The sequence below is a fragment of the Tsuneonella sediminis genome (assembly GCF_051912845.1).
Classification (GTDB): Bacteria; Pseudomonadota; Alphaproteobacteria; order Sphingomonadales; family Sphingomonadaceae; genus Tsuneonella; species Tsuneonella sediminis.
On record NZ_JBNCBU010000003.1, the window covers coordinates 164,841 to 181,448 of the forward strand.

General features: G+C 66.3%; 14 protein-coding genes. 7 read left to right on the forward strand and 7 right to left on the reverse strand.

What is annotated here, in order from left to right; translation table 11 throughout:
* Nucleotides 1-24 precede the first annotated feature (24 nt).
* From ACPV3N_RS12710 to ACPV3N_RS12720, 3 genes are read right to left on the reverse strand one after another with little or no spacing between them, the layout of a single operon-like run.
* Entirely contained in the window at nucleotides 25-2,562 is a 2,538-nt protein-coding gene (locus tag ACPV3N_RS12710; protein WP_440118331.1) for a cbb3-type cytochrome c oxidase subunit I, read from the reverse strand.
* Nucleotides 2,559-3,584: a cytochrome c oxidase subunit II gene (locus ACPV3N_RS12715; RefSeq protein ID WP_440118333.1), complete on the reverse strand. Its 1,026-nt coding sequence runs from the start codon at nucleotides 3,582-3,584 to the stop codon at nucleotides 2,559-2,561. Before ACPV3N_RS12715 ends, ACPV3N_RS12710 begins: the two co-directional genes overlap by 4 nt.
* On the reverse strand, nucleotides 3,577-4,011 hold the full coding sequence (locus ACPV3N_RS12720; protein WP_440118335.1) for a cytochrome c family protein: 435 nt from the start codon (nucleotides 4,009-4,011) through the stop codon (nucleotides 3,577-3,579). Before ACPV3N_RS12720 ends, ACPV3N_RS12715 begins: the two co-directional genes overlap by 8 nt.
* A gap of 16 nt (nucleotides 4,012-4,027) precedes the next feature.
* Between ACPV3N_RS12720 and ACPV3N_RS12725 the strand changes: the two genes are divergently transcribed.
* Nucleotides 4,028-4,729, forward strand: a complete 702-nt coding sequence (locus ACPV3N_RS12725) for a c-type cytochrome (RefSeq protein ID WP_440118427.1) — start codon at nucleotides 4,028-4,030, stop codon at nucleotides 4,727-4,729.
* Here the strand turns inward: ACPV3N_RS12725 and ACPV3N_RS12730 are convergent.
* From ACPV3N_RS12730 to ACPV3N_RS12740, 3 genes are all read right to left on the reverse strand, one after another.
* Nucleotides 4,653-5,303 carry a cytochrome b gene (locus ACPV3N_RS12730; RefSeq protein ID WP_440118337.1) on the reverse strand — a complete coding sequence of 217 codons (651 nt, stop codon included), beginning with the start codon at nucleotides 5,301-5,303 and terminating at the stop codon, nucleotides 4,653-4,655. The genes ACPV3N_RS12725 and ACPV3N_RS12730 overlap by 77 nt on opposite strands.
* Nucleotides 5,300-6,019, reverse strand: a complete 720-nt coding sequence (locus ACPV3N_RS12735) for a cytochrome c oxidase assembly protein (RefSeq protein WP_440118339.1) — start codon at nucleotides 6,017-6,019, stop codon at nucleotides 5,300-5,302. The genes ACPV3N_RS12730 and ACPV3N_RS12735 overlap by 4 nt, the downstream gene beginning before the upstream one ends.
* A 137-nt stretch (nucleotides 6,020-6,156) precedes the next feature.
* A complete protein-coding gene (locus tag ACPV3N_RS12740; protein ID WP_440118341.1) occupies nucleotides 6,157-7,281 on the reverse strand; it encodes a YeiH family protein in 1,125 nt (374 codons plus the stop codon).
* Between the two features lie 80 nt (nucleotides 7,282-7,361).
* Between ACPV3N_RS12740 and ACPV3N_RS12745 the strand changes: the two genes are divergently transcribed.
* Both ACPV3N_RS12745 and ACPV3N_RS12750 read left to right on the forward strand, forming a co-directional pair.
* Nucleotides 7,362-8,648 (forward strand): MFS transporter, encoded by a 1,287-nt coding sequence (locus ACPV3N_RS12745; RefSeq protein ID WP_440118343.1) that lies wholly within the window; start codon nucleotides 7,362-7,364, stop codon nucleotides 8,646-8,648.
* A 41-nt stretch (nucleotides 8,649-8,689) separates the two neighbouring features.
* On the forward strand, nucleotides 8,690-9,061 hold the full coding sequence (locus ACPV3N_RS12750; RefSeq protein WP_440118345.1) for a tRNA-binding protein: 372 nt from the start codon (nucleotides 8,690-8,692) through the stop codon (nucleotides 9,059-9,061).
* 67 nt (nucleotides 9,062-9,128) lie between these two features.
* Here ACPV3N_RS12750 and ACPV3N_RS12755 read toward each other — a convergent pair whose 3' ends face one another.
* Nucleotides 9,129-11,465 carry a TonB-dependent receptor gene (locus ACPV3N_RS12755; RefSeq protein WP_440118347.1) on the reverse strand — a complete coding sequence of 779 codons (2,337 nt, stop codon included), beginning with the start codon at nucleotides 11,463-11,465 and terminating at the stop codon, nucleotides 9,129-9,131.
* 147 nt (nucleotides 11,466-11,612) lie between these two features.
* Between ACPV3N_RS12755 and ACPV3N_RS12760 the strand changes: the two genes are divergently transcribed.
* From ACPV3N_RS12760 to ACPV3N_RS12775, 4 genes are read left to right on the forward strand one after another with little or no spacing between them, the layout of a single operon-like run.
* Nucleotides 11,613-13,601, forward strand: coding sequence for an alpha-glucosidase (locus ACPV3N_RS12760; protein WP_503473853.1), 1,989 nt, complete (start codon nucleotides 11,613-11,615; stop codon nucleotides 13,599-13,601).
* Nucleotides 13,598-14,611, forward strand: coding sequence for a LacI family DNA-binding transcriptional regulator (locus ACPV3N_RS12765; protein ID WP_440118351.1), 1,014 nt, complete (start codon nucleotides 13,598-13,600; stop codon nucleotides 14,609-14,611). The genes ACPV3N_RS12760 and ACPV3N_RS12765 overlap by 4 nt, the downstream gene beginning before the upstream one ends.
* The gene (locus ACPV3N_RS12770) at nucleotides 14,608-15,522 is read left to right on the forward strand and encodes an aldo/keto reductase (protein ID WP_440118353.1); all 915 of its coding nucleotides are present in this window, start codon (nucleotides 14,608-14,610) and stop codon (nucleotides 15,520-15,522) included. The genes ACPV3N_RS12765 and ACPV3N_RS12770 overlap by 4 nt, the downstream gene beginning before the upstream one ends.
* Complete coding sequence (locus ACPV3N_RS12775; protein ID WP_440118355.1) at nucleotides 15,519-16,607, forward strand: LLM class flavin-dependent oxidoreductase; 1,089 nt, start codon at nucleotides 15,519-15,521, stop codon at nucleotides 16,605-16,607. The genes ACPV3N_RS12770 and ACPV3N_RS12775 overlap by 4 nt, the downstream gene beginning before the upstream one ends.
* Nucleotide 16,608 lies beyond the last annotated feature (1 nt).

Here is a 16,608-nt window from a genome sequence, read left to right on the forward strand (position 1 = left end):
GGATGCTCGATTGATGGTCCCTGCTCAGGCACCGGAGACAACTCTCGGTACGATCGTGAATACCATCCCCTGAAGCGCGCAGAACGCCACGAACCGGCCGACGATGTCCATCGTGACGTTGGTCGGGGTGGTCAGGATCCCCCGCGCTTCGCGCAGTGCGAGATATGTCGCCATCACCACTGCAAGAACGACTACCTGAGCCTGGAGGACTGCCAGCATGAAAACCATTGCACCCACGCCGCTCGTGGTCGGCTCGAGCCCCGTACCCCGCCATCCGGAAACGTCGAGCCACAGCGCTGCGACCAGGAATGCGACCGCGGCTGCCTCGATCATCCACGGCAGGTCGCCCGGCTGCCGCCCGCTTCGCTTCGCGAGGACCCTGCGTCCTCCCCATGCGCCGAGGAGGGCAAAGGCTTCCAGCGCCACGATGATCGCCGTGCCGCCAGTCGGAGGGGCGGCGAGCCGCGTCCCGGAATCGAGACCGAAGAGGTAGAAGTAGGCGAACAGCGCCATGAACCCGATCATGCCGATAACGACCATCAGCGTATTGAGTGCCCACCAGCCGTGGCTGCTGGGGCCCGTGATCGCGATGGGAACCTCGATGCCCGCACCGATCTCGGCCGTTTCCTGTTCCAGCGGCCTGTCTGTCTCCCACAGCCAGCGAAGCGTCGCAACGATCGCAATGACTCCGCAAAAGACGGCGAACGGGTAGGCCTGGACTGTCAGCGACAGAAAGAAGCCAGCGGTGAACACGGCCGCGGCCAAGGGCCAGCCCGATGGTCCCGGCATGATCTGGACGTATTGGGGCTCGGCGAGGATCGGCGAGGTGATGAGCGTTTCTCGTCGACCAGTCGCTGATCTTGGCAAGAAGTACCGCCCCTCCTCGACCTCGCGCGAAATTTCGGGCCGATCCCACAACGGCTCGCGTGACTTTACCAGCGGGATCGAGCGGGTCGAGTAGAGGCCCGTCGGCAGCCACTCGAGCGTGCCTCCGCCATAGATGTTGCCCGCATCGTCATCGACGGTGAACCGGAACCGCCGCGCGCAGTCTATCAGGAACAGCAGCACGCCCGCCGCGATGACGAAGGCGCCGACGGTCGACACGAGGTTGAGGAGGTCGAGGTCGCGGCCTGGCAAGTATGTGTAGACCCGCCGGGGCATGCCCATCAGGCCGGTCAGATGCATCGGCAGGAAGGTGATGTGAAGCCCCGAGAACATCAGCCAGAACACCCACTTGCCGACACGTTCCGACAGCGCGCGGCTGCTGGTCATCCCGTGCCAGTGGTAGAACGCGGCGAACATCGGGAAGACCATCCCGCCGATCAGGACGTAGTGCAGGTGCGCGACGACGAAATAGGTATCGTGCGCCTGCCAGTCGAACGGAACCATGCCCAGCATGACCCCGGTCAGGCCGCCCATCGTGAAAACCAGCACGCTGCCGACGACGAAAAGCGACGGCGTGTTCCAGCGGATCTTCCCGCTGGCCAGTGTGGCGATCCACGCGAAGACCTGGATACCGGCGGGCAGGCTCACCGCCATGCTCGCGGCCGAGAAATAGCCCGCCGAAACGCGCGGCATATCGGTGGTGAACATGTGGTGCGCCCACACCCCGAAGCTGATGAACCCGGTGGCAACGAGGGCCAGCACGTTGAGCCGGTATCCGACAAGCTCGGTCCGGGCGACCGCGGTGACCATCATGCTCATCAGCCCGGCGGCGGGAATGAAGATGATGTAGACTTCCGGATGGCCGAAGAACCAGAACAGGTGCTGCCACAGCATCGGGTCGCCTCCGCGCGTGGCGTCGAAGAACGGCCAGTTGAAGGCGCGCTCGATTTCCAGGAGCATCGTGCACAGGATCACGCTGGGGAAAGCGACGACGATCATGACCGCGAACACCAGCATCGCCCAGGCGAACATCGGCATCCGGTCGAGCGTCATGCCCGGCGCACGGGTGCGCATGACGCCCACGATGATCTCGATCGCGCCGGCGATGGCGGAGATCTCGATGAAACCTATGCCGAGCAGCCAGAAATCGGCGTTGATATCGGGGCTGAAGGCGATGCTGGTCAGCGGGGGGTACATGAACCACCCCCCGTCGGGCGCGAGGCCGACGAAGAGCGACAGGAAGAACATCGTGCCGCCGACGAAATAGGCCCAGAAGGCATAGGCCGAGAGGCGCGGGAAGGGCAGGTCGCGTGCGGCGAGCATCTGCGGCAGCAGCATGATCCCGATCGCCTCGACCATGGGTACCGCGAACAGGAACATCATCACCGTGCCGTGCATGGTGAAGAACTGGTTGTAGGTATCGACGCCGAGGAAGTCCTGCATCGGGGCGGCGAGCTGGACCCGCATGCCGAGCGCGAGGATGCCCGCCGCGATGAAAAATCCGAATGCCGTAACGACGTACCAGAACCCGACGTAGTTGTTGTTCACTGCCGTCAGGCGCCGCCAGCCAGCGGGCGCGGCCCATATCCGCTCGAGTTCGCGGACCTCGCTGTCGGGCCGTTTCTCGGTCGGAAAACGATCGTAGAGCGCGTGGTCGAACCCGGTTTCGGACTTCACTTCTGCGCTTCCAGAAATGCCGCGATATGGTCGAGCTCGTCCGCGGACAGCATGTCGTAACTTGGCATGCGGTTGCCCGGCTTGATCGACTGGCTGTCGCCGATCCAGCCGATCATCGTTCCGCGATGGTTGGGAAGGATGCCAGCGCCCAGTGTCCGGCGCGAACCGACATGCGTGAGGTCGGGCCCGGCGAGGCCGGTTGCCTCGGTGCCCGCGATCCGGTGGCAGGCTGCGCAGCCGCTATCCATGAACAGGGCTCTGCCGGATGCTATCGCGATCGCTTCGCCTGCGGAGCCCGGTTTCGGCACCGCCGCAGCGGAGAGCCCTGCCGGCTCGTCCTGCGAAGTGACGCCCGGTCCGACTGCCTCCGATCGACCATTCCGCGCAGCGAACCAACGCTGAAAACCGTCCTCTTCGTGTACGACGGCGACGAAGCCCATCAGCGCATGCTGGCCGCCGCAGTATTCGGCGCAGACACCGCCGAATTCGCCTGCACGATCCGCCTCGATGCGCAGCAGCGTGCGGCGGCCGGGGATCATGTCCTTCTTGCCCGACAGATGCGGGACCCAGAAGCTGTGGATCACGTCGGCGGATTCAAGTTCGAGCACGACCGGCACGCCGACCGGAACGTGGATTTCGTTTGCATCCTCCATCACGACTGCGCCCGAGGGATCGAGATACTGGACGCGGAACCACCACATTTCCCCGGTCACGCGGATCCGCATCTCGTCGCCGCGGATCGGCTCGGTCAGGCTGGCGGTAAGCGTCAGTCCCCACACCAGAAGCGCGGTGAGGACCACGCCGGGGAAGGCAACGCCTGCGATCCAGACGGCGCGTTCGCCGCCGAGCCTAGCCTTCCAGCGTGGCGGTCCCTTGATGGCGACCAACAGCGCGGCTGCCACCACTGCCGTGACGACGAGGCCGAGGCCGAACAGCGACCACGCCAGTGTCGTGACCTTCTCCGCGTAGGGTCCTGCCGGATCGAGAACCGGCGGCGGCCACCCCCAGAGCGCCTCAATCATCGTCCAGCCCGTAAAGATAGGACGCGATGTCCGCCGCCTCGCGCCGGGTGACGGGAATGGGGGGCATCGTCGACCCGGGTATGACCGATGGCGCATCGCGGATGAAGGCGGCGAGCACGGCGGGGCGGTTCGGCAATCGACCGGCAATAAGACCGGTATCGTCGAAGCCCTTCAACGAAGGTCCCAACTTGCCGGCAGGCCAGTCGATCCCGGGTATTTCGTGGCATGCGCCGCAGCCCGCCTCGTGTATCGCGGCAAGGCCCCGCTCCTTCGCCGCGGCGGCTGGTTCGTAACGGGTTCCGGACGGGTCCTTGCAACCGGCGAGGGCGAGGCACGACGAAAGGGCTAACACGGTCGCCGCGCGTGCGGCGATCTGATCGCGAAATGCCGTTTGCCCCATCCTGACGGGAACCGGAGAAAGCACCATACCGTTCCCAGTGGCGATGTCTTTTCGGCCATTCGCAAGCTTCGGGGCGATCGCGTTCGTCGTGCTTATCCCGGCCTGCGGCCCGGCAGCGGTGGCCGATCCCTTCGACGACACAGGCGAACTGCTCGCGTTGTCCGGCGGCGATGCGGGCGCTGCCGCTGCCTGCCATACCTGCCACGGCCTCGACGGCGGAGGCGACCGCAGGCTTGTGCCGCGTATCGCAGGCCTCGACCAGGGATACCTTGTTCGCCAGCTCGGTTTCTTCGCCGATGGTCAGCGCAGGCACCCGCAAATGAGCTGGCTGGCCGGCAGACTCGATCCGCAGGAACGCCTTGCGGTGGCCGCCCACTATTCCGCGATGCCCACGCCCGCCGATCCGGATGCCGATGGCTCGCCCCGGCCGTGCATATCGCCCTTGGTGAGCGATCTGTATCATCGGGGCGTGCCCGAACGCGGACTCAGGGCTTGTGCGTCGTGTCATGGCGAAGACGGGGCTGGCGACGGGCCTGGCAATCCCCCGCTCGCGGGACAACCGGCGCCCTATCTCGCCCGCCAGTTGCGCGATTGGCGGGAAGGGAAGCGGTATGGAGATGCGCTCGGCGTGATGCACGCCGCGGCGAGCAAGCTGCGGGAAGACGAGATCAGCCCGCTTGCGGATTATATCGCGCATGGTCCGGAGCCGTCTCGTCGTCCCGGATCTCGGGGAGAATGCCGGTAACCACGTCGTCGCGATCCCAGAAATGGTGCTTGAGCGCAGCGCCGACGTGAAGGGGCACCAGCAGGGTAAGCCCCACGATGCCCCAGAGGTGGACGCTTTCGGCCCAGTCCAGCACGTGGAACTGCCATGCGGGTGACATGGTGTGGAAAGGAACCGGAGGCAGCGGGACAACACCGGCGATGCGAAGCGGCTGAACCGGCTGGATCGCGGACCACATCGCCCAGCCGCTCAACGGGAGCAGGGCGAAAAGGCCGTAGAAGAGGACATGGGTGGCATGGGCTGCGGACGATTGCCATCCGGGAGCATCCGCATCGTTGATCGGATCCGGGACGAACAGTCGCCAGGCGAACCGCAGGATCGCCAGGAGAAGGATGGTCAGGCCGATTTCGCTGTGGAGCGCATAGGCGGCAAGCTTGTCTCCGCCGACGGGGGCGCGCGACATGCTCCACCCCGAAACCAGCTGGAACAGCACCAGTGCGGCCATGACCCAGTGAAACCACACGCCGACAGGCGAGTACTTGCCTTCACGCGTGTAGCTGATCGCCCATGCGCGTACATGATCGTGCAGTTTCATGCCGGGGCCCGCCGCCCTGTCGCCCGATAGACGACGACGAGGGCGATCAGCAAATAGACGAGGCTCGCCGGCGCCCACATCACGATGCCCGCAACCTGCTGATCCTCAAGCGGGGTGAACCCCCACCGCTGCACGGTCAGCCAGTGCGGCGCGTAGAACGCGCGCGGCGCGAACGTCAGCAAGGCGCCAAGCGTACCCATGGCGACCATCGTGGCGAGCAGGGCGAGCACCGCCGCGGGCGCGGACGCGCGCACGACTTTCGCCCACCAGATCGCGGCCGTGCCCGCGAGGCTTGCCTGCATTGCCCAGAACGCGGCATCGCTGCTCATCGCCGTCTCGTAAAGCGGTGGCGCGTGCCACAGCCAGAACACCAGCGCATGGACCGCCGTCCACAGCGGGAGGCTGCCGGCAATCCTCCGCCGTTCGAGCCGGACAGCCGCCACCAGCAGCGGGGCGAGCACCGACACGAGAACGACATCGTGGATCACCCGGACCGTGAACAGGGCAGATCCCAGCGCGCAGAACGGACTGACGAAAACGAATGCGAAGATGGCCACGGCGGCGAATGCTGGTCGCCGGCGAAGCCCGCCCCGCAAGAGGAAGACCGCACAGAGCGAACCGGCGATGACAAACAGCAATTCGGGTGCGAGGTTCCAGTGGCCCAGCCATCCCTGCGGGTGGGGTGCCTCTCCGCAGTACGGCAACCATTCTCGCATAGCGGCAGGACTCCCCCGGGCCATTCTTCTCTAGAATGTGCCGTACCGGGATAGGGTTCCGGCAAGTCGCCCCGAACCGAGGGCCTGGTCAGGCGCCTACAGGCCCCAAGACAGGGGCGCTTCAAGATGTTCTGCCGCTAGGACGTCACCCCGAAATACAGCGCGCCGCAAGCGGCAAGAAAGCTCGCCAGCGTCGCGCACGCGACCGGAGTCGCCGCACGCCAGCCAAGCTGCATGATCCGGGCCATGTCCGATCGCATGGCGGTGGCGATCACCGCCAGGAGCAGCAGGGTCTTCGAGGCGATCATCATCGCTCCCTGGACGGACGCGGGAACCACCCCGGTGCTGTTGACCGCCACGAGCAGCACGAAGCCGGCGATGAACCAGGGCACCGCGATGCGCCGCCACACGGGCCGATGGGCCTCGCTCGACGAATTGCCGATCCACAGCGCAACGAGGATCATTACGGGTCCCAGCATTGCGACTCGCGAGAGCTTGATGATCGTGGCTTCGGCTCCGGCCGCGTCCGAATAGGTGAACCCTCCGCCGATGGCCTGGGCTACATCGTGGATCGATGCGCCGATCAGGAAGCCCGCCTGGCTGTCGGTAAGACCGATCTCGCCCGCGATCGCGGGGTAGAGCGACATCGCGAGCGCACTGGCGAGGCTGACCCCTACGAGGGTGAGCGCGAATTGCGCCTGGCTCAATCGGTCGCGACCGATGATCCCGTAAAGCGCCAGCGCCGCGCTTGCCCCGCAGATCGCGGTCGCTCCGCCGGCGAGGATCCCGGCGTAGCGCGACTGGCCCGATATCGCCGCGCCTCCCACCCCGGCGGCGAAGGCAAGCCCCATGATCGCGACGAGTGCCGCAAACGGCCAGGGTCCGATGTCCATCACCTGTGCGAAGGTGACCTGGAGGCCGAGTGCGACGATCCCCCACCGCAGGCAGGTCCTGCTTGCGAAGTCGAGACCGGCGTGCGTCGACTGCTCGCGCGCGACGAAGTTGAGCGCCAATCCGATCAGAAGGCCAAGCAGAATGATCGGAAATCCGTAGTGCTCGGCAAGCCAGGCCGATGTCCCGGCCGCGACCCCGACGATGGCGAAACCCGGCAGAAAGCGCGTGATCGCGGCCCATCGCGGCGCTTCGACTGCGACGACCGGTGCCGTTTCGGCGAGATAGATCTCGCCGAAGAGGTCGCCCGCATAGGGCAGTTCGTCCTTCCCGGTCGAACCCCGATAGCCAGAATTGTCCGACGGTGTCATATAGTGCTTTCCTTAGGCGGAGAGACGGCTATCGTGCAAGAGCGACGCGCCGGCAATGGCGGGGTCAGGGAGAAGGGCGGATGACTGACAGCACGGGCGCGATTGTCGATCCGGTCCGGAACGCCGATCGCGAGGCGTCCGACCGCGCGCTTGCTCGAACCCGTAACTGGCTCATCGCGCTGCTCTTCTTCGGCACCATCATCAATTACGTCGACCGCCAGGTGCTGGCATTGCTCAAGCCGACAATCTCCGCCGAGTATGGGTGGGGCGATGCCGAGTTCGCGCACTTTGCGTCGGCAAGCCAGCTGGCCGCGGCGGCCGCTTTGCTGTTCGTCGGCTGGATCATCGACCGGTTCGGGGTCAAGCTGGCCTACGGGGCCGCGGTCGTCTGCTGGTCGGTGGCCGGAATGGCCCACGCGGTCGCGTCGACCGTTTCGCAATTCGTTACCGCGCGGGTGACGCTCGTCGCTTTCGAAGCGGTCAACACGCCTGCCGCGGTCAAGGCCGCGGCCGAATATCTGCCGATCCGTCAGCGGGCGATGGCCCTGGGTATCGTCAACACGGCGCCCAACATCGGCAATATCCTCGCCCCGCTGACAGTGGTGCCGTTCGCGGTGGCGTTTGGCTGGAAGGCGGCCTTCATCGTCACGGGCGCTCTCGGCTTCGTCTGGCTGGCGGGCTGGATCTACGGCACGCGCCGCCTGCGCCCATTGCCGCGCGCGGCTGTGGCGGAAGGAACACCCGTTCGTTCGTCTTATGGCGAGGCGCTGTCCGACCGCAAGACCTGGGCGATCGCGGGCGCCAAGGCGATCACCGACATGTTCTGGTGGTTCTTCACGTTCTGGCTGCCCGATCTGTTCAACAAGGTGTTCAACCTGTCGCAGTCCGAACTTGTCGGGCCAACGGCGCTGGCCTTCACCATGGCCGCGGCGGGTGCGCTGACGGCGGGACGGCTGTTCGGCGTGCTGCTCGGCAAGGGGCGATCGGTGAACGCCGCGCGCAAGAGCGGGATGCTGCTGTTCGGGCTGGCCGTGCTGCCGATCCCGCTGGCGCTGTCGGTCGACAGCGCGTGGACGGCAGCGGCGATCATCGGGCTGGGCCTGTTCGCGCACCAGGGCTTTGCGACCAACATCTTCGGCTTTGCGGCGGATGCGATTCCGGCGCGCCGAGTGGCGACGGTGATGGCGATCGGCGCGATCGCCGGCAACGTCGCGGGCTTCGGCATCCAGGAAGTGACCGGCGTGCTGCTGACCTCGGGCGTCGGGTACGCACCGCTGTTCTGGGCGGCGGCGGTCGCCTACCTCGCCGCGCTGGCATGGATCCATGTCCTCGTGCCCCGGATCGTCGCCGAGGACGAAGAGGCATAGATCGTCCTTCGTTCGAACTGCGGCGTGCGTTACAAGCGCGAATGCACCTCTTTCACGACGCCAGCGCGCCTCCGGCCGACGAGATAGGCTTCGACGATTTTCTACGCGTCGATATCCGCGTCGGCCGGATCGTATCGGCCGATCCGTTTCCGCAGGCGCGCAAGCCTGCCTACATCCTGTCGATCGACTTCGGGCCGGGGGTGGGGCTGCGCAAGTCTTCGGCCCAGATCTGCGCCCGCTACTCCCTCGACGATTTGCCCGGCCGGCTCGTGGCGGCGGTCGTCAACTTCCCCCCGCGGCAGATCGGCCACGTCATGTCCGAGGTGCTCACCGTGGGCTTTGCCGACGCCGAGGGTGAGGTGATCCTGTTCGCGCCCGACCGCGACGTGCCCCTCGGCTCGCGCCTGTTCTAGACACGGGAACGGCCGCAGAGGTCCTCCTCCGCGGCCGTTCGCTTACCCGACCCGTCGGGCTTTCTCCTTACCTGAGGCGCGCGCGCAGGCTCACCCCGAAATAGCGGTCCGCATCGCGCGGGATCTGCAGCCGCTGGCCGTTGCTGACGTTGAGCAGCGCGTAGCTCTGGTCGGTTATGTTGCGCGCGTGGAACGTCAACCGGAACCGGTCATCCGCATCGGAAAACCCGATCGAGGCATTCCAGATGCCGTAGGGATCGATCGGACCCTGTTCGCCGAGATCGGAGAACTGCTTGCTCACGTGGCGGAAATCGGTGTCGAGGTAAAGCCGCGCCACGCCCAGATCGGCCTCGTAGCTGCCGCCCAGCGTGTAGACGAACTTGGGCGCCAGCGGCAGCTGTGTGCCGTTGCGCGCATCCGGCGCGTTCGTGGCCGGGTTCGGGTTGAACCGCTTGACGAAGGCGTCGGCGTAGGCCGCGCTCGCCCGCAGCGTCAGCCCGTCGACCGGGACCGCCAGCAGATCGGCCTCGAACCCCTGCGACTTGACGGTGCCCGCGTTGGTCAGGTTGGTCACAACCGCACCGTTCAGGGTGATGAAGTTGTTCGCCTGGAACCCGTCGTATTCCACCGTGAAGGCCGCGACGTTGAACTGGACCCGGTTGTCGAGGAACTGGGTCTTGGCACCCACCTCGAACGCGTTGGAGGTTTCCTCGTCGATCGGAACGGCGTTGATCGGACGGGTGTGATTGAAGAAGACGTTGAACGCGGGTCCCTTGTAGCCGCGAGTATAGCTGCCATAGAGCATGACATCGTCGCTCGGGGTAACCTGCACGACGGCCTTGCCCGACAGGTTGCCGTTGTCGCTGTTACCGGTCGAGGTATTGGTGCCGTTGCCTCCCGCCGCGATCGTCCCTCCGGCCGGATTGCCGGACACGCCGGGGCCGGTTGCAGGCAGCCCCGTGGCCGCATTGACGCCTGGCGCGCGGGTGTGAACGTAGGTCAGTTCATCCCAGGTGTAGCGCAGGCCGCCCGTGAACGCGATCAGGTCGCTGAGGCGCCAGGTCGCCTGTCCGAACACGGCGAAGTTGGACGACCCGACGTCGCTGTTCGACGTTGCCGTGGGGAACAACGTGTTGACGGTGTCGGCCACGTTGCAGGGACGCGCACCGCTCGGAGCGGTGGGTAGCGTCGTGTTCGAACAGGTGATGTCGCGCCGGGTGAAGGTCTGCGTGTTGTCCGAATGCCAGGCGAACGCGCCGACCTGGTAGAAGAACGGCAGCGCCGGGTCCGAGGCTACCCGCGCCTCGACCGAGAGCTGCTGGGTGGTGACCAGCCCCGTGTCGTGAAGTTCGGCCGTGCCGACGATTGCGCGGGGGAGGAAGTCGCCTTCGCGGATCTCGGTGTTCTTCCAGTTGCGATAGCCGCCCACCACGCTGAGCGTGTGGGTGTCGGTCAGATCGAGGTCGCCCGACAGCGTCAGGCTCCACTGGGTGTCCTTGGTCTGCGTGACCAGGTTGTGGTTGACGAAGCGCTGGTCGAGACCCTGGGCGACGCCGCCCGGGAGGCCGAGCTCGGCATCGAGCACCGCGCCGCGGCTGACGGTCGTGATATCCGCGCAGCAGTCGTCATCGGCGCGGAAGTAGTCGGCGATGAACCGCAGGTTCGCAATTGCACCGTCGTAGTCGATGATGCCGCGCGCGCCGTAGTGCTCGTAGCCGTTGACCTTGTTTTCCCGGCCGCCGAAGACATTTGTGATGTTGCCGTCGTAGTTGCCGTAGAAGCCGGTCACGCGGGCGGACAGGTCTGTGCCGAGCGGGCCGGAGAGCGAACCGCGCAAACGGTACTCGTCGCCCTCGTAATACTCGGCGCGCGCCTCGGCCTCGAGGCTGTCTGTGCCGCCCTTCGAGACGATGTTGACGAGGCCGGCGCTTGCGTTCTTGCCGAACAGGGTCCCTTGGGGGCCGCGCAGGACTTCGATCCGCTCTGCGTCGACGAGGTCCATGAAAGCCTGGCCCGAACGGCTGAGCACGACGCCATCGACCACGGTCGAAACGCTCGGCTCGGCGGCGATGGAAAACGTTATGGTGCCGACGCCGCGCATGACGATTGCGCTGTTGGCGCTGGTCGTGCCCTTGCGGAAAGTGACCGAGGGAACGAGCTGGGTCAGACCCTCGAGGCTGGTCGTGCCGGTCTGCTCGAGCCGGTCGCCGGTCAGCGCGGTGATCGCAATCGGCACGTCCTGGACGTTTTCCGCGACCTTGTTGGCGGTAACGATGATCTCCTGGATGCCGCCGTCGTCGGCGGGTGCGGCGGCATCCTGCGCGAGCGCGGGCGAAGCAACTGCGAACGCAACAACGCTGCCCGACAGCGCGAGCGCGCGGACACGGTTCCCGGCACGGATCATGAAACTCTCCCTTCCAAAGCGTCTTTTCGTTGCGCTTGAATTGCGCGCATTGTCCCGATATGTCAAGCGGTGTCACACATTGGCCGGACGACGAGCCGGCGCGATGCGGCGGACCGGCTGAACCCGGGGGAGAGATTGGCGGATTTTGTGGAATTTAGGCGCGAGGGCGAAGGATTCGAGCTGCGATTCGGCGGTCGAACCATCTTGCGCCATAGCGACGCCTGTCCTGCGGTGGCCATGGCCAGGGGCGCACCCGACATCGCAATGGTCCGTGGGAACTTCCGCATAGAGGATCAACCGTCCGCTCAGCGGACCCTTGCCGGGTGGCGCAAGGTCGATGACGGCATCGACTTCGACGGCGCTTCGCTGCGCTGGGACGGCGCCGTTCTGACGCTGACCGCCGACGATCCCGCCTTCGATCGCTTGTACGTGCGCTTTCACGCCGAGTCCGGAGAGGCGGTCTGGGGCGGCGGTGAGCAGATGAGCTATCTCGCGCTGGGCGGTCGGCGCTTTCCGATGTGGACGAGCGAGCCCGGAGTGGGGCGCGACAAGTCGACCGAGCTGACCCGCGCGATGGACGCCGATGGGATGGCGGGCGGAGACTACTGGACCACCAACTATCCCCAGCCGACCTTTCTCACGAGCCGGTGGATCGCGATCCATCTCGACGCGAGCTGTTTCAGCGTCCTCGACTTCACTGACCCGGCCGCGCACCTGGTCGAGGTGTGGTCGAGTTCGGCGCGCTTCGAAGTGTTTGCCGCCGACGGCCCCAGGTCGCTCGTGACGCGCCTCTCGGACCGGTTTGGCCGCCAGCCGCAGTTGCCCGACTGGGCGATCGGCGGCGCGATCGTGGGCCTGAAGTCGGGGGTCACCAGTTTCGAACGGCTCGAACGGTTCGAGAAGGCGGGTGCTGCGATCTCGGGACTGTGGTGCGAGGACTGGGCGGGAATCCGCGAGACGAGCTTCGGGCGCCGCCTGTTCTGGGACTGGCAAGTGGGTGCGCGCAGCGAGGCGCGCTTTCCGCAGCTGGAGAAGCGGATCGCCGAGCTGGATGCCCGGGGCATCCGTTTCCTTGCCTATGTCAATCCTTACCTGGCGGTCGATGCCGAGCTGTTCGCCGAGGGCGCCGAAGGACGGCACTTCTGCCTGAAACCGGATAGCGACGAGGTGTACCTCGTAGATTTCGGCGAGTTCGATTGCGGCGTGGTCGACTTTACCCGCGCGGAGACCCGCGACTGGTTTGCCGAGCGTATTCTCGGGCGCGAAATGCTCGATCGGGGGGTCATGGGCTGGATGGCCGACTTCGGCGAATACCTGCCCACCGATGTCCGGCTTGCCGACGGCAGCGATCCCATGGAGGCGCACAACCGTTGGCCCGTCCTCTGGGCCGAGGTGAACGCCGCGGCGCTCGCCAGTCGCGGCAAGACCGGCGAGGCGGTGTTCTTCATGCGGGCAGGCTTTTCGGGCGTGCAGTCCTGGTGTCCGCTGCTGTGGGCGGGCGACCAGTCGGTCGACTTCACCCGTCACGATGGTATCGGCACCGTCGTCACGGCCGCGCTATCGGCGGGGCTGGTCGGCAATGCCTACAGCCATTCCGATTGCGGCGGGTACACATCGCTGCTGGGCAACGTGCGCACCGTCGAACTGATGCAGCGGTGGTGCGAGCTCGCCGCGTTCGCTCCTGTCATGCGCAGCCACGAGGGCAATCGTCCCGACGACAACCTGCAATACGACAGCTCGGACGAACTGCTTGCCTGTTTCGCCTACTGGAGCCGGGTGCACGCTGCGCTTGCCCCCTACGTGCGCTCGCTGTGTGCCGAGGCGGCGGCCTTTGGACTTCCCCTTCAGCGGCCGCTGTTTCTCGAGTATCCCGGGGACCCATCGCTGTTTGCCGTGCAGGACCAGTATCTCTACGGAGCCGAGCTCATGGTGGCACCGGTGATCGAGGACGGCGCGAGGGAGCGCCAGGTTGTTCTTCCCGGCAGATCGGCCTGGCGGGACCTGTGGACGGGGCGGGATTTCGCCCCCGGCATCCACACCGTTGCCGCGCCGATCGGCCAGCCGCCGGTGTTCTATCGTCCAGACGGCAGCCACGCCGCCTTGTTCGCGGCGATCGGCCAGGAGGCGCCGCGATGAGCGAGCGCGCCAACATCCGCGATGTCGCCGCGCGCGCCGGGGTCGCGGTGAAGACTGTCAGCCGCGTCCTCAACGGCCACCCCTACGTCAGCGAGGCCATGCGCGAGCGGGTCGAGGAGGCAATGCGAGCACTCGATTTCCGGCCCAGCGTGGCGGCCCGCATCCTGTCGGGCGCGAAATCGAACCAGGTCGCGCTGATCTACGACAATCACAGCCCCTACTACATGTTCCAGATCCAGAAGGGGTGCTGGGAAGTGTGTCACGAGAAGGGTATCCGCCTTCTCGCGCAGCCGGTCGATGTCGACGATCCGGACGTGGGCGAGCAGGTCCGCGGGCTCGTTTCCGAAACCCACGTCGACGGCATCATCCTGTCGTCCCCGGTAACCGATTGCGAGCCCGTCCTGCGCATGCTCGATGCGCTCGACATTCCGTTCGTCCGGATTTCTCCGGGGACCAATCATGCGCTGACAAGCTCGGTCTTCATGGACGACGCCCAGGCCGGCGACGACATGACCACCCATCTCGTCAACCGGGGCCACCGCCGGATCGGCTTCGTGAAGGGGCACCCGAGCCACATGGCGAGCGAGGAGCGGCTCTATGGCTATCGCAAGGCGCTCGACCGCGCCGGTATTCCGTTCGAACCGGCGTTGGTGATGGACGGAGAATTCGATTTTGAAAGCGGCGTGCGGGCGGCTGCCGCGCTGCTCGGCGGCGCAGAGCCGCCGACCGCGATATTCGCCGCGAACGACGACATGGCGGCGGGCGTTCTTGCGGAGGCCCATTCGCGAGGGATCGATGTGCCCGGGCAGCTTTCCGTTGCGGGGTTCGACGACACCACGCTGGCGCGCACCGTCTGGCCGCCGCTGACGACGATCCACCAGCCGATGGCCGAACTGGCACGGACCGCCGCCGAAATTCTCATCGCGGGGGGCGAGACAGTCCATCGCCGCCTGCCCCACCGATTGGTCGAGCGCGCCTCGGTCGCACCGCCTGCCAGGAGAACCGAATGAGCCTTTTGCCCGCCCCGCCTGCGACCCGCCCGCTCGGCGCCAGCGCGATCCCCGTATCGCCCGTTGCATGGGGGATGTGGCGATTCGCCGATGGCGGGCGCTCGGTCGCGGACGCCGCCGCGCTCGTCCACGCGGCGCTCGACGCGGGCATAACCCTGCTCGATACCGCGGACATCTACGGCTTCGACGGGGCGGGCGGCTTCGGTGATGCCGAGGCATTGCTGGGTGAGGTTCTGGCGTCGGAGCCCGCGCTTCGCGACCGGATGGTGCTCGCGACGAAGGGCGGCATTCGTCCCCCTCTGCCGTACGATCAGTCGGCCGGGTATCTGTGCGAAGCGATCGAAGCTTCGTTGCGGCGATTGAGGATCGACACGATCGACCTGTGGCAGGTCCACCGGCCGGACATCCTGACCCATCCCCAGGAGGTCGCGCGCGCGCTCGACGATGCGGTTGCAGCGGGCAAGATCCGCGAGCTCGGCGTATCCAACTTCACGATGCCGCAGGTCGAGGCCTTGGCGGCGTTTCTGGGTCGGCCGCTCGCGACCACACAGCCCGAGATCAGTCCCTTGCGGATCGACTGCTTCGAGAACGGCGAACTCGACCAGGCGATGCGGATGAACCTGCTGCCGCTGGCGTGGTCGCCGTTGGGCGGCGGGCGCCTGCTCGCGCCGGAAGGCGAGCGAGACAGGTCCGTCGCCGCCGAACTCGATCGGGTCGCAGCAGAACAGGGGGTAAGCCGCAGCGTCGCGGCCTATGGCTGGCTGATGGCGCACCCTGCCGGAATCATTCCCATCGTCGGCTCGCAAAGCGCCGGGCGGATCGCCGAGGCGATGCAGGCGCTCTCGATGCGCTGGACCCGGCAGGACTGGTACGCGGTGCTCGTCGCCGCACGAGGAGAGAGGCTGCCATGACACGACAATGCGAGATCGCGTGGTTTTCCGCGCTCTGCGACGACGACTACGAGTTTCTAGGCGTGCCCGATCCGCAGCTCCAGTCGAGCTGGGAGCATTGCCGCAACATCGTGCTGCGTGCGGAGGAAGGCGGATTCGACAACATCCTGCTGCCGTCTGGATACCAGCTGGGCCTCGACACGACCGTTTTCGCCGCAGCGATGGCGCCGTTGCTGCGGCGGATGAAGCTGCTGTGGGCGACACGCATTGGCGAGGACTGGCCCCCGCAGCTCGCACGCCGGATCGCGACCCTCGACCGCATCCTTGGCCCCAACGCCGATGGGACCGCCGGCCGGCTCAACGTCAACATCATCTCGTCCGATATGCCGGGACAGGCAATGCCGGGCGGCCCGCGCTATCGCCGGGCGACCGAGGTGATGAAGATCGTACGCGCGCTGCTCAACGGTGAAAGCATCGATCATCAGGGGGAGCACTACCAGCTCAAGCTCGATCCGCCGCGGATCACGACGATCAGCGGGAAGTGCCCGCCGTTCTATTTTGGTGGTCTGAGCCACGAGGCGCGCGAATGCGCGGCCGAGGCATGCGACGTCTACCTCATGTGGCCCGACACGATGGACAAGGTCCGCGAGAACATCGCCGACCTTAGCGAGCGGGCGGCCAAGCACGGCCGCACCCTCAAGTTCGGCTACCGGGTCCACGTGATCGTGCGCGAGACCGAGGAAGAGGCGCGCCAGTATGCCGACCGGCTGCTGTCGAAGCTCGACGAGGAAGCCGGCAAGGCAATCCGGGAGAAATCGCTCGACGCCAAGAACTACGGCGTCCAGCGGCAGGCCGAGCTGCGCAGCGCAGCCGGCGGCGACGGCTTCGTCGAGGACAACCTGTGGACCGGCATCGGCCGCGCGCGTTCGGGATGCGGTGCCGCCATCGTCGGCACGCCCGACCAGGTGCTGGCGAAGCTGCGCGCCTATCAGGCGGAGGGCATCGAGGCGTTCATCCTCTCGGGTTATCCCCACGTGAACGAATGCGACATGTTCGCCCGCTACGTCCTGCCGCAAATCGAGCACGGCCCCCTGAAGTTCGACTGAA

Bases quoted from the DNA above. Each gene is read 5' to 3' on its own strand.
- ACPV3N_RS12715 (WP_440118333.1), bottom strand. From the start codon at position 3,584: ATGATTGAGGCGCTCTGGGGGTGGCCGCCGCCGGTTCTCGATCCGGCA.
- ACPV3N_RS12720 (WP_440118335.1), bottom strand. From the start codon at position 4,011: ATGGTGCTTTCTCCGGTTCCCGTCAGGATGGGGCAAACGGCATTTCGC.
- ACPV3N_RS12725 (WP_440118427.1), top strand. From the start codon at position 4,028: ATGTCTTTTCGGCCATTCGCAAGCTTCGGGGCGATCGCGTTCGTCGTG.
- ACPV3N_RS12730 (WP_440118337.1), bottom strand. From the start codon at position 5,303: ATGAAACTGCACGATCATGTACGCGCATGGGCGATCAGCTACACGCGT.
- ACPV3N_RS12735 (WP_440118339.1), bottom strand. From the start codon at position 6,019: ATGCGAGAATGGTTGCCGTACTGCGGAGAGGCACCCCACCCGCAGGGA.
- ACPV3N_RS12740 (WP_440118341.1), bottom strand. From the start codon at position 7,281: ATGACACCGTCGGACAATTCTGGCTATCGGGGTTCGACCGGGAAGGAC.
- ACPV3N_RS12745 (WP_440118343.1), top strand. From the start codon at position 7,362: ATGACTGACAGCACGGGCGCGATTGTCGATCCGGTCCGGAACGCCGAT.
- ACPV3N_RS12750 (WP_440118345.1), top strand. From the start codon at position 8,690: ATGCACCTCTTTCACGACGCCAGCGCGCCTCCGGCCGACGAGATAGGC.
- ACPV3N_RS12755 (WP_440118347.1), bottom strand. From the start codon at position 11,465: ATGATCCGTGCCGGGAACCGTGTCCGCGCGCTCGCGCTGTCGGGCAGC.
- ACPV3N_RS12765 (WP_440118351.1), top strand. From the start codon at position 13,598: ATGAGCGAGCGCGCCAACATCCGCGATGTCGCCGCGCGCGCCGGGGTC.
- ACPV3N_RS12770 (WP_440118353.1), top strand. From the start codon at position 14,608: ATGAGCCTTTTGCCCGCCCCGCCTGCGACCCGCCCGCTCGGCGCCAGC.
- ACPV3N_RS12775 (WP_440118355.1), top strand. From the start codon at position 15,519: ATGACACGACAATGCGAGATCGCGTGGTTTTCCGCGCTCTGCGACGAC.